Below are 13,039 nucleotides of genomic sequence, written 5' to 3' on the forward strand. Positions count from 1 at the left end.
ATTCCGATTCCATGGCGTTGTCGTTTTCAGGGCTTTCAATCTTCCATGGCGACACCGGGACGAGTTACAGGAGCCTGCTGTCCGACCACGTTGTCGACATTCAGCGTATGTCCCGTTTCCTGGTAATACATACGAATGCGGTTCATGGCCTCGGCGGAGAAGGGGTTGCCGCGCAGGTCGTAACGATCACCGATGTAGGCCGGTACTTCCAGAAGTTCGTCCGGAACTTCGGTGATTTCATTGCCTGACAGGTCGATTTCCATCCAGTTGTGATTTTCGAGCACGCCCCTGGGGATTTCGCGGATGCCGGTGGTGCTCAGGTCGAGATCGCTCAGGCGCTGCAGATTGCTCAGGTCGGGCGTCAGTGTCAGGGGGTTGTCCTGCAGATGCAGGAGCTCAAGCGAATGCAGCCCGGCCAGCCCGTTGACTTCATGCGAGGTCAGGGTGATACGGCAGGCGGGCAGACTCAGGGTGGTGAGCCGGTTCATCCTGAAGATGGCCTCGGGCACCGTGCCGAGGTCGTAGCCACGGATATCGACATGTTCAAGGTTGGGAAACGCGTCCAGGAACCGGCCGAGGCGTGGCCAGTGGTCGGCGGTATTGACCAGGTAAAAGTCCGACACATGGCTGAGCTCGACCTGCAATGTCGGCAGTTCACCCCGAACCGAAACGGTCGAGGTGAATCGATGCTCGGCAACGCTCCCACCCTCCACCGGAATCTTGCGCCAGCACATCAACAACCCTTCCGCGAGGAGCGCCCTGTTGTATTCCTCTTGCAGGCGCTCCTGCGTGCTCAGCGGCAGTCCGGTCAGCGGATGGTCGGGAATGTCGGCTTCCCATGCAGCGAGATTTCCCCGCAGCGTTTCGAGCTCTGCTTCCAGGCGCGTCAACTCGTTTCGGCCGTCCGCCAGCGTGCCGTCCAGACGATAGACGAAAGTGCTGGCGTGCTCATCGTCCAGCGCCGGATAGAGTGTGCGGGCGCGGGCGATATCCGCCGGCTCGGCCAGCACGCCCAGATCCTCGCCGTTGCGACGAAAGTAATCCTTGATGCGCTCACGAGTGCCGGCGCTCAGCGGGTTGTCCCCAAAGTCGTAGCCGGCGCCTGCAGTGGCTGGCAGTTCGAAGACGCCCACGGGAATGTCAGTGATTTGATTGTTGTTGAGTACCACGGTCTCGATGTTCGGCAGATCCAGCAGACCCTCGGGCAGTTCGCGGATGCCGGTGCTGGCCAGATCCAGATACTCAAGGGCTGTCATGCGTCGCAAATCGGGCGCCCGGCCCAGCGGATTGCGGTAGAGATCCAGGCTGGTGAGTCGGGTCAGCGCCGAAAGAGCCGTCCGGCCCTCGTTGTCCAGTACCAGGTCGCAATTGCTTAACACCAGCTCTTCAAGTGCAGGCATCCCGGTGATCGCTCGCGGAAACTGTCCCAGTCCCAGGTCGCGTAACTCCAACGCCTTGAGCCCGCTGAAACACTGGAGAAACCGGTCGTTGACCCGCAGTTGCGTATTGCCCGTGAGCGACAGGCTCAGCACATGGCTGAAGTCTGTGCGCAATGGAGGCAGGTCGCCGACAAACCCAATATTCAGGTTCAGCGTCTGTGACCTGATCTCGGGCTGTTCTTGCGACCGTTCACGCCAGAACGCTTCGAGTTCCCGGCAGAACGTTTCGCGATCCGCCTGTTCTGCCAGTCGCAGATCGTTACTCAGCAACTCACCGGTGGCCGGGAAGCGCTCGGGTACATCGACAACCCAAGCGGTGAGATCTTCGTCAAGTTGTTGCCACTGCGTTTCCAAGTTCGCAATCTGCATCCGGCCGTCCTCAAGCGTTCCCGGCAACAGATACAGCACGCGATTGGCATCCTCGCGATCCAGGTCTGGAAAGAGCGACAGGGTCCGGTCCAGATCCTCTTGAGGCATGAAGACTCCAAAATTCTGCCGTTTCTCCTGGAAGTAGACCTTGATGCGTTCGAGGCTGGCCGCACTCAGCGGATTACCGGTCAAGCTCAGTTGCGCGGGGTGTGGTGACGGGATATTGAACACGCCATCGGGCAGCTCGCTGATCAGGTTGTTGTCCAGGATGGCGGCACTCAGTCGTGGGTGATCGAACATGCCGTCCGGCAGGCGGGTGATTGCCGTGTCTGTCAGTCGCAAATGCACCAGTGCCGTCATGCCCGACAGCGAGGGCGGGGCGCCCAATGGGTTGCGGCTCAGGTTCAGGTATTGCAGCCGGCTCAGGGAGGAAAGGCTGGCCTGTGTCTGCGGGGTCAATGTCAACGCACAGTTTTCGATGATCAGGCGCTGCAACGACGGCATGCGTTCACAGGCCGGGGGAAGTTGATTGAAGGAGAAGTCATGCAGTTCCAGATGTCGCAGTCCGCTGAACGAGTCGAGGAAGGTGTCCATTGCGTTCAGTGCATTGTTGCCTCTGAACGAGAGGTCGGAAACGTGACTGAAGTCCGCCGACAGGGCAGGCAGGTCACCGATGAGCGCAACGTTCAGGATCAGTGTGTCGTTCCTTTGCCTGGGGGTGTCCGGTGTTCTCGCACGCCAGAACTGTTCCAGTTGCCGGGCGAATGTCGTTCTTTGCGTGTGCTCCGCGAACATTTGCGCCGGACTCATCGTCTCCCCGGTAATCGGGTGTCTGGTCGGCGTCGCATTGATCCAGTGCGCGAGGTCCGACGAGAGCTGTTCAATCTCCGCCTGCCAGTGCCTGAGCCGGGAGCGGCCATGCTCGATATCGCCAGGCAAGCCATAGAACACTTCACTGGCTTCTTCATCGTCCAGACCGGGGAACAACGATTTGGTGATGCCAATGTCCGTCGGGTCGGCGAGGACGCCGAAGTCCGGGCCGTGCTCGCGGGAATAGGTCTTGATTCTTTCCCGCGTCTCGGCGGTCAACGGGTTGCCGGAAAAATCGAGCCCTTCGCTGGCGCGGGCCGGGAGCGAGAAAAAGGCGTCGGGAATTTCTGTTATGCGGTTTTCGCTGACGATGGCGGTTTTCAGTTTCGGATGACCCGCCAGGCCGGGCGGCACTTCCACTATGCCGGTATTGGACAGATCAAGGTAAGTCAGTTCGCCCAGTTCACTCAGATCGGGTGCGCTGCCAAGCGGGTTGTCAGGCAGTTCCAGCAGTTCCAGTTCGGGCATCGCTGCCAGTGCCGCCTGGATTTCGGCGGTGAATTTCAAGTCGCAGTTGTTCAACGTCAGCGTTGTCAGAGCGCTTTGCTGCGCCAGGGACTGGGACGCACCTTCGAGTGTGAAGTCCTGAAGAATCAGACTGGTCAGGCGTGGGAAGGTGCGCAGAAAGGCGCCGATGCTGCTGATGCCCTTGTTGCCGGTCATGGACAGCGTGGTGATGTGGCTGAAATCGGCCGTGAGCTCGGGCATCTCCCCCCTGAACGTCGCTTGAGCGGTGAACACTTCCGCCCTCATCAGTGAATGCGCTGTCGAGCGATGACGCCAGAGCCGTTCCAGCCGCCCGGCGAACACGTCTCGCGCCGAGTGCTCGGCGAGTCGCTCATCGAAGCTGAACAGTTCGCCCGTGAGCGGGTTGCGGTCGGGTATGTCCCTGACCCAGGCGGCCAGGTCGGCGGTCATCTGTGCAATCTCGGTTTCCCAGCGAGTCAGCTGGATCTGCCCTTGAATGAGCGACCCCGGCAATCGATAGACCAGCTCACTGGCCTGACGATCATTGAGATCGGTGAACAGGGCCTTGGTCCGGTCGATCTCCGATTGTGCGGCCCGCACGCCCATGTGGTTGCCTGTCCGGTTGAAGTAGACCTTTATCCGTTCCCGCGTGACGCTGGAAAACGGGTTGCCGGAAAAATCGTATCCAGCGGTGGTGCCGGGGGAGAACTCGAACATGACCTCGGGAAGAGCGGTGAGCCGGTTGTTGGCAAGCCAGACACTTTTGATCCGTGGGTGAGCCAGCAAGCCGTGGGGCAATTCGGAAATTCCGGTATCGGTCAGGTTGAGGTGATGCAGTGCCGACAGGGCATTGACGTCCATCGTGATGCCCAGGGGATTGCCTTGCAGGTCAAGGGCGGTCAGCTCATTGAGCGATGACAGCAGCAACTGGTTTTGCGGAGTGAGAGTAATGCCGCAATGGCGCAGCCTCAGTTGTCGCAGCGAGGTCATGGTGGTGATCGGGTGCGGCAGGTCATCCAGGTCGAAGTGATTCAATGCCAGTCGTCGCAGGCGTGTGAAACCTTGCAGGAATCGGACGATCTGGCCATTGCTGTCGGAGCCTGTCAGCTCAAGGCTGGTGACATGATCGAAATTCGCGCTCAGGACCGGCAGTTCGCCCGTCAGAGGCTCTGCAAACTGCAATCGGAAACCGCCCGGCTCCGACGTTTCCCTGCGCCAGCAGCGACGCACTGCATGGGCGAATTGTTGGCGGTCGCGCTGGGCGGCTGCGTGTCGGATCGGTGAAAGGGCCTGTCTTGTGTCCGGATCGACCCGCGGAGTATTGATCGTCCATTGGGTCAGGTCGCTGTCCAGTTGTGCGTACTCGAGCTGAAGGCGCGACAGTTCCGCGAGCGGGCCGTCAGGGTGATTTCGAAGGTGCTGCACCATGGCAGGCATATCGTCGTCCGCCATGCCTGGATAAACCTGCCTGATGCGGTTTTCCAGGGTGCGCGGACTTTGCGGGTTTTCCCGGGCATAGCCTTGTGTACCGACCAGTCGCAATGTGTCGACGACCTCTGGCTGCTGGGGGATATCGGAAATCGTCAGGCGCAGGTCGTTCCGATTCACTGGATTGTCACGAATGGCTTGCCTGAGTTTTGTGCCTTCGCCGATCTGCAGGTTCAGGGCCTGTCGTTGCGCATCCGGCAATGCCTGCAACACGCAGGTGTAGAAATCGGTGGGCGCGTGCAATTCCAGCCCTTGATCATCAAACGGTTGCCAGTGGCCATCGGTTCTGCGCACCAGCACTTTCCGGACAGCGGCCGATTGCGGACCGGTGCTGTCCAGCAATGCTCCCTCGGGGGATCCGGCCCGGACTTCGAGTCGGACATCCTTCGACCATCCCGACAGCCTTTTGAGACTGTGCAACGCCAGCGTATCGGTATCCGGGTTGTGCACCGAGTCCAGCTCCAGGCCTTCATAGGCACGGGCGATGCGCAGTTCGTGGGTCGCGGCGGTGGCAAGATGTTGTTGGCGCTCCGGCCATTCTCCGGCGTCGATGGCCAGCAGTTCGGTACCCGTGGCCGTGTGCAGCAATTCTTCGGTGAGCCTGGCGGGCAGGTGCGGCTCCTTCACTGCAACCTTTTTCACCAGCGCATCTTCGCGATGTTGAAGCGCCTGATAGCGTGCCTCGAACAATGCCGTACGGCGCGATGTCGCGATCTGCGCGATCCGGCTTCTCAGTTGGCGAGTGCGGGCATCCAGGGCGATCATCTGGCCGAACTCTTCCGCCAGCAGGGCGTTGATGTCCTGTTCGCCGAGCGACTGCAGCAAGGTCTTGAGCAGGTCGCCGTCGACCAGTCGATCCTGGGGAAGGTCAATGATCGGCAGATGTTCATCGGCGGAGGATTGCCAGAGAACTTCTCCTTGCCCATCGATCAGGCGCAGGCGTCGGGTGCCAGGCAGCAGCTTTTGATCATTGAGCAGCTGGAGCTGCAGCAGCGGATCGGCACGAAGGTAATCCTCGGCCTGGTCGCTGGCCATCCTGCTGATGAAATCCTGCAGATCCTGATCGATCCGAAAGCGCTGGATCGTGTCGGCCAGCAGCGGGGGGACGCGCTCGTGATCGACGTGCATCCTGCGCAAGGCATCTTCGTGGCAACCGCTGACCTTGAGGATCTGTTCGCGACGGGTGGGGGAGAACGGCTCGATGTTCGGACCCAGACGCTGCAATGCAACCGCCTTATCCCATTCCAGCGGTCGATCGAGTTCGGTATGAAAGGCGCCTTCGCCATTATGAAAGACGACCGGGCGGTAAGCATCCGGTCGGGTCGGGTGTTCGATCTGCAACTTGTCGGGATGGGCGTGATCGCTGACCGCGTAATGCTTCTGATCGACCGGCATCAGTTTTTTGCCCTGATGCCAGTGCAACCCTTGCTGGTCGGGTGCGGCACCTTCTGGGGGCACGATCGGGCTTTCGTAGGGTTTGAGGTCCGGTTTCCAGTACAGGGTCTTGCCGTTGCGCAATTTGACGGGCTGGAACCGGTCAGCGAATGAGACGACGCTCGGTGGCAGTACCTTGGGCAGCTCCGTCATGGCGATGCCGCCGCCGATGGCGAAGGCTCCCAGTTGAACCAGCGATTCGAGGGCGCTGAACAATTGTTCACCGGCCTCGGTGACGGCCCCCTCGGCCCAGTCGACAATGCCTTCGAAGACCTCGTCGAGAAATTGCCAGGCCATGTAAGCCATCATCATTTCGCCCAGGAACGGCACGAAGGGCAGCACGACAAACGAGGCGATCTGGAGGATCGAGGAGGCTATGTCGACGAGGGAATCCCAAAGCGCCCAGCGCGCTTTTCGGTCGGCGTAGGCAGTCGGGACGGCAAGGGTGGCCGCGTCGTTGAGTATTTTATTCAGTTTGCGTTGGTAGAGGTGTTCCCAGAGGTCTCCGGTGATGGGCGAGACAGCCAGTTGCAGCTTGGGCTTTTCGATCGGTGTGTCTCGCCAGGGGGGCAGTTGGCTGCCTGACTCCGGTTTATGCCATTTCACCTGGCTCAGGCGCCGGTTCAGATCGGCAAGGAAATGCCCTCGTTGTTCGTGGCCGACGAACTGGACAAAAAAGCGTTGGTACTCCGGCGAACGCAACTGGCGGGCCAGTTCCTTTTCCATGTCCGCACTCGAGGCGTACTCCTTGATCGGGTGTTCCGGGTCGCCCGGTATGTAGGCCACTACTCCGAGTGCGACCCTCGCCTGTTCCAGATCCGCCGCGAAAACCACGATGCCGGTGAGGGGGGCCGACATCATCGTCAAATCCTGGCAGCGCAAGGTGTGACCGTTGATGCGCATGCCCTGTATGCCGTCGAGCATCCCGTTGATCAGCCGCAACCAGTTCTCGCCGATGTCTCCGTTGATGCGTGCCAGTTGCAGGGCCGCTTTCAGGGCGGTTTTCTGACTCTCCCTCAGCCTGTCGGGCAGGATGGCGGCAACGACCGGGTTGGAGATGCCCAGACAGTCTTCAAGATAGGCCTTATAGCTGGCGCCGATATCCAGCTCCCGGCAGAGGCTGATGAAGGCGGGAATGCTGATCTTCGCGCGGATCTGCGGCAAGGTTTCGAACTGGCCGGTCTGGGACGGGCGAGTGATGAAACCGGAGTCCGTGTCGTAGGCCTCGTCCCGGGTCTCGTCCTTCTGGAAGTTGTGCAGTGCGGCATCGATCAGGGAAACCGTCCAGCTGCGCACACCTGTCCTGATGCCGAAAATGGGCGTGGTGGCAGGTAGATAGAGGCGCAGGAAGGTTTCCTTCACGTCCAGCTCCAGGCCGAATCGTGACTTGAGTGCCGCCTTGAGCAGGGGCTCGGCATAAGCGCTGGCGTCCTGCACTTGCTCAAGTCTCTGGTCGATGCCGTTTTGCACCTGCATATGCCCGGCAATCGCGGCGCGCAATTGATCGTGCTGTGCCTGGGGGGCTTTCCTGATGCTGTCGGTGACGGCGCGCCGGTTGTTCTTCAATGCCGCGCGCCGGCTGGAAGAGGCCTGGCTCAGCCATTCGGGGATCGCATCCACCAGAAGTTGATAGTGTGAGGGGGAATTGCCGGGTATGACGCCCGGTTGTGGTTCGGTCGGTGATTGCATGGGATTGCGCCTTGGCGTCTGGAAATGAGCCAAGCAAATCAAAAAGTCCCGAGCGGGGTGCGGTATATAGATATGACCTCGCTGTGGCCTGCAATTGATATCTTCTCGGGCCTGCTGCAATTGTCGTCGACGGTTTAAACTGCGCCTTTGCGACGGTATATGTCGCATTGCCGTAAACCCGGGAAAATCCGGGGTTTGCGCTATAAGAAGTTGTCGCTTGGCGACAAGGCCGGGCACAAAACTGTCCTTACAATCCCCCCATCGCTCGCCAGTTTCAGGCGGGTGGCCCTCATCAGGAGACTCCGATGTCCGTTGAGCACGCTGCGGTACAACGCGCCGATTTCGACCAGGTTATGGTTCCCAACTACGCGCCTGCCGCTTTCATTCCGGTGCGTGGCGCCGGTTCCCGCGTCTGGGATCAGGCCGGCCGCGAGCTGATCGACTTCGCCGGCGGTATCGCCGTCAACGTATTGGGTCACGCGCATCCGGCGCTGGTCGGTGCCTTGACCGAGCAAGCGAACAAGCTGTGGCACGTGTCCAACGTGTTCACCAACGAGCCGGCCCTGCGTCTGGCGCACAAGCTGATCGACGCCACCTTTGCCGAGCGCGTGTTCTTCTGCAACTCCGGCGCCGAAGCCAACGAGGCGGCCTTCAAGCTGGCCCGTCGCGTCGCGTTCGACCGTTTCGGCACCGAAAAATACGAAATCATCGCCGCGCTCAACAGCTTCCACGGCCGCACCCTGTTCACCGTGAACGTCGGTGGCCAGTCGAAGTACTCCGACGGTTTCGGCCCGAAGATCACCGGCATCACCCACGTGCCGTACAACGATCTGGCGGCGCTGAAAGCCGCTGTTTCGGACAAGACCTGCGCGGTTGTTCTGGAGCCGATCCAGGGCGAAGGCGGCGTGCTGCCGGCCGAGTTGGCTTACCTGCAAGGTGCCCGTGAACTGTGCGACGCGAACAACGCGCTGCTGGTGTTCGACGAAGTGCAGACCGGCATGGGCCGCACCGGCAACCTGTTCGCCTACCAGCATTACGGTGTGGTCCCGGACATCCTGACCAGCGCCAAGAGCCTGGGCGGCGGTTTCCCGATCGCCGCGATGCTGACCACCGAAGCGCTGGCCAAGCATCTGGTTGTCGGCACTCACGGCACCACTTACGGCGGCAACCCGCTGGCGTGCGCCGTGGCCGAAGCGGTAATCGACGTGATCAACACCCCTGAGGTGCTGAACGGCGTCAACGCCAAGCACGACAAGTTCAAGACCCGCCTGCAACAGATCGGCGAGAAATACGGCCTGTTCACCCAGGTGCGCGGTCTCGGTCTGCTGATCGGTTGCGTGCTGAGCGATGCCTGGAAAGGCAAGGCCAAGGACATCTTCAACGCCGCTGAACAAGAAGGCCTGATGATTCTGCAGGCCGGCCCGGACGTGATCCGTTTCGCCCCGAGCCTGGTGGTTGAAGACGCGGACATCGACGCCGGTCTGGATCGCTTCGAACGTGCTGCGGCGAAACTGACGCAAGCCTGATTCATGCAAGACCGCCCGGCGTCTGTCGTGATCGACAGGCGCCGGGACCATTTTCCTGTGCCGGGCCTGCCCGGCATTTTTTTCCCGAGTCGGCGCTTTCGCCGACCTGAAGTAGAGAAAGGAGTGACACCATGCTGGTGATGCGCCCCGCGCAAATGGCTGATCTGGGCGAGGTACAGCGTCTGGCTGCGGACAGCCCGATTGGTGTCACTTCCTTGCCGGATGACGTTGAACGCCTGAGCGACAAGATCGCTGCGAGCGAAGCCTCGTTTGCCGCCGAGGTGAGCTTCAACGGCGAGGAGAGTTATTTCTTCGTCCTCGAAGACACTGCCACCGGCAAATTGGTGGGCTGCTCGGCAATCGTCGCGTCGGCCGGTTACTCCGAGCCGTTCTACAGCTTTCGCAACGAGACCTTCGTGCATGCTTCCCGCGAGCTGAAGATCCACAACAAGATCCACGTCCTCTCGCAATGCCACGACCTGACCGGCAACAGCTTGCTGACCAGTTTCTACGTGCAGCGCGAGCTGGTGGGTTCGCCGTGGGCCGAGCTCAACTCCCGTGGCCGTCTGCTGTTCGTCGCCAGCCACCCTGAGCGGTTCGCCGATTCGGTGGTGACCGAGATCGTCGGTTACAGCGACGAGAACGGCGACTCGCCATTCTGGGATGCCATCGGTCGCAACTTCTTCGACCTGAACTACGCCGAGGCCGAGCGCCTGTGTGGCCTGAAAAGCCGGACGTTCCTCGCCGAGTTGATGCCGCATTACCCGATCTACGTGCCGCTGCTGCCGGACTCCGCTCAGGAAGCGATGGGCCAGGTACACCCGCGTGCGCAGATCACCTTCGACATCCTGATGCGTGAAGGCTTCGAGACCGATCACTACATCGACATCTTCGACGGTGGCCCGACCCTGCATGCGCGTGTTTCGGGGATCCGTTCGATCGCCCAGAGCCGTGTGGTGCCGGTGAAGCTCGGCGAGCCGGTCAAAGGTGCCGGGCGCCAGTATCTGGTGGCCAACGCCCAGTTGCAGGATTACCGCGCGGTATTGCTTGAGCTGGATTACGCGCCCGGCAAACCGGTGACCCTGGATCTGGAAGCGGCCGAAGCCCTGGGCGTCGGTGAAGGTGCCAGCGTGCGCCTGGTGGCGGTTTAACGCCTTAGCGAGTTTCACGGGTGGCCACGGCGGCCCGTTTGAGGAGATAGCATGATTGTTCGTCCCGTACGCAGCAGCGATTTGTCCGCTCTGATCGACCTGGCCCGCAGCACCGGCACCGGCCTGACCACCTTGCCGGCCAACGAAGAGCGCCTGACCCACCGGGTCGGCTGGGCCGAGAAGACCTTTCGCGGTGAAGCCGGCCGTGGCGACGCGGACTACCTGTTCGTGCTCGAAGACGACAACGGTCGCGTGGTGGGGATTTCCGCCATCGCCGGCGCCGTCGGTCTGCGCGAGCCTTGGTACAACTTCCGCGTCGGCCTGACCGTCAGCGCCTCGCAGGAGCTGAACATCTATCGCGAGATCCCGACGCTGTTCCTGGCCAACGACCTGACCGGCAACTCCGAGCTGTGCTCGCTGTTCCTGCACGCCGATTACCGCACCGGCCTCAACGGCCGCATGCTGTCCAAGGCGCGGATGCTGTTCATCGCCGAATTCCCGGAGCTGTTCGGCAACAAGATCATTGCCGAGATGCGCGGTGTATCCGATGAAGCCGGCCGTTCGCCATTCTGGGAAAGCCTGGGCCGTCACTTCTTCAAGATGGAATTCAGTCAGGCCGATTACCTGACCGGCGTCGGCAACAAGGCGTTCATCGCCGAACTGATGCCGAAATTCCCGCTGTACACCTGCTTCTTGTCGCCGGACGCGCGCAACGTCATCGGCCAGGTGCACCCGGATACTGAGCCTGCGCTGGCAATGCTCAAGAGCGAAGGCTTCAGCTATCAGGGTTACGTCGACATCTTCGACGCCGGCCCGGCCATCGAGTGCGAGACCAGCAAGATCCGCGCGGTGCGTGACAGCGAGGCGCTGGTGCTGGCCATCGGCACGCCGGGCGACGACGCCACGCCGTTCATCATCCATAACCGCAAACGCGAAGATTGCCGCATCACGGCTGCGCCGGCCCGTCTGGCCGCCGGCACCCTGGTGGTCGATCCGCTGACCGCCAAACGTCTTCAACTCAACGCTGGCGATCAGGTTCGCGCCGTGGCGTTGTCCGCTGCCCGGGAGTCGAAATAATGAATTCGCTATACATCGCAGGTGAGTGGCTGGCCGGTCAGGGCGAGGCCTTTCAATCGTTGAACCCGGTGACCCAGCAAGTGCTGTGGTCGGGGGAGGGCGCCACCGCCGCTCAGGTCGAGTCGGCCGTGCAGGCTGCGCGTCAGGCATTCCCAAGCTGGGCCCGGCGTACCCTGGAAGATCGCATCAGCGTGCTCGAAGCGTTCGCCGCTGCACTGAAAAATCACGCTGACGAACTGGCCCGCACCATCGGTGAGGAAACCGGCAAGCCGCTGTGGGAAGCCGCGACCGAAGTCACCAGCATGGTCAACAAGATCGCGATCTCGGTGCAGAGCTACCGCGAACGTACCGGCGAGAAGAGCGGCCCGTTGGGCGACGCCACCGCCGTATTGCGCCACAAGCCCCACGGCGTGGTCGCGGTGTTCGGCCCTTACAACTTCCCTGGCCATTTGCCGAACGGCCACATCGTGCCGGCGCTGCTGGCCGGTAACAGCGTGCTGTTCAAGCCAAGCGAACTGACCCCGAAAGTCGCCGAGCTGACGGTCAAGTGCTGGATCGAAGCCGGTCTGCCGGCCGGTGTCCTGAACCTGCTGCAAGGCGCCCGCGAAACCGGGATCGCTCTGGCAGCGAACCCGGGCATCGACGGTCTGTTCTTTACCGGTTCGAGCCGTACCGGCAATCACCTGCACCAGCAGTTCGCAGGTCGTCCGGACAAGATCCTCGCGCTGGAAATGGGCGGCAACAATCCGCTGGTGGTCGATCAGGTCGCCGACCTCGACGCAGCGGTGTACACGATCATTCAGTCGGCGTTCATTTCCGCCGGTCAGCGTTGCACTTGCGCCCGGCGTCTGCTGGTGCCGGAAGGCGCGTGGGGCGACAGCTTGCTCAAGCGTCTGGTGGAAGTCAGCTCGACCATCGAGGTCGGCGCGTTCGACCAGCAGCCGGCGCCGTTCATGGGCTCGGTGGTTTCCCTTGGCGCGGCAAAAGCCTTGATGGATGCCCAGGCGCATCTGCTGGCCAATGGTGCGGTGTCGTTGCTGGCGATGACTCAGCCGCAGGCGCAGTCGGCGCTGCTGACTCCGGGCATCGTTGATGTGACGGCGGTTGCCGATCGTTCCGACGAAGAACTGTTCGGTCCGCTGCTGCAAGTGATTCGCTACACCGATTTCGAAGCCGCGATTGCCGAAGCCAACAACACCGCGTTTGGCCTGGCCGCTGGCCTGCTGTCGGATTCCGAACAGCGCTACCAGCAGTTCTGGCTGGAAAGCCGTGCCGGGATCGTCAACTGGAACAAGCAACTGACGGGTGCCGCGAGCAGCGCACCGTTCGGCGGTGTCGGCGCTTCGGGCAACCATCGCGCCAGCGCCTACTACGCGGCGGATTACTGCGCGTACCCGGTGGCCTCGCTGGAAACCCCGAGCCTGGTGTTGCCGGCGGCCCTGACGCCTGGCGTGAAGATGGTGTGAGGCGCGTCGCGCCTCGATTGCACTCGATTGTTATTTGATGCCTATAAAAACAGATTCTCGTG

The 13,039-nt window shown here is 61.5% G+C and carries 5 protein-coding genes; 4 read left to right on the plus strand and 1 reads right to left on the minus strand.

Going from position 1 to position 13,039, the window contains the following annotated elements; translation table 11 throughout:
• Positions 1 to 35: 35 nt before the first annotated feature.
• Positions 36 to 7,994 (minus strand): dermonecrotic toxin domain-containing protein, encoded by a 7,959-nt coding sequence (locus BMZ46_RS02400; RefSeq protein ID WP_254778401.1) that lies wholly within the window; start codon positions 7,992 to 7,994, stop codon positions 36 to 38.
• A gap of 68 nt (positions 7,995 to 8,062) precedes the next feature.
• Between BMZ46_RS02400 and BMZ46_RS02405 the strand changes: the two genes are divergently transcribed.
• The 4 genes from BMZ46_RS02405 to astD all read left to right on the plus strand — a co-directional run bounded on the left by BMZ46_RS02405 (position 8,063) and on the right by astD (position 12,977).
• Entirely contained in the window at positions 8,063 to 9,283 is a 1,221-nt protein-coding gene (locus BMZ46_RS02405; RefSeq protein ID WP_074688199.1) for an aspartate aminotransferase family protein, read from the plus strand.
• A 131-nt stretch (positions 9,284 to 9,414) separates the two neighbouring features.
• Positions 9,415 to 10,434: an arginine/ornithine succinyltransferase subunit alpha gene (aruF, locus tag BMZ46_RS02410; RefSeq protein WP_064598807.1), complete on the plus strand. Its 1,020-nt coding sequence runs from the start codon at positions 9,415 to 9,417 to the stop codon at positions 10,432 to 10,434.
• 51 nt (positions 10,435 to 10,485) lie between these two features.
• Positions 10,486 to 11,511: an arginine N-succinyltransferase gene (gene astA, locus BMZ46_RS02415; protein WP_027612638.1), complete on the plus strand. Its 1,026-nt coding sequence runs from the start codon at positions 10,486 to 10,488 to the stop codon at positions 11,509 to 11,511.
• Positions 11,508 to 12,977 (plus strand): succinylglutamate-semialdehyde dehydrogenase, encoded by a 1,470-nt coding sequence (gene astD / locus BMZ46_RS02420; RefSeq protein WP_170844879.1) that lies wholly within the window; start codon positions 11,508 to 11,510, stop codon positions 12,975 to 12,977. The genes astA and astD overlap by 4 nt, the downstream gene beginning before the upstream one ends.
• Positions 12,978 to 13,039 lie beyond the last annotated feature (62 nt).

Origin of the sequence: Pseudomonas sp. NFIX49 (assembly GCF_900115915.1) — a bacterium.
Classification (GTDB): domain Bacteria; phylum Pseudomonadota; class Gammaproteobacteria; order Pseudomonadales; family Pseudomonadaceae; genus Aquipseudomonas; species Aquipseudomonas pharyngis.

What these genes read in the sequence shown, in the direction of transcription:
- astA (WP_027612638.1), top strand. Translation starts at nt 10,486, where the DNA reads ATGATTGTTCGTCCCGTACGCAGCAGCGATTTGTCCGCTCTGATCGAC.
- BMZ46_RS02405 (WP_074688199.1), top strand. Translation starts at nt 8,063, where the DNA reads ATGTCCGTTGAGCACGCTGCGGTACAACGCGCCGATTTCGACCAGGTT.
- aruF (WP_064598807.1), top strand. Translation starts at nt 9,415, where the DNA reads ATGCTGGTGATGCGCCCCGCGCAAATGGCTGATCTGGGCGAGGTACAG.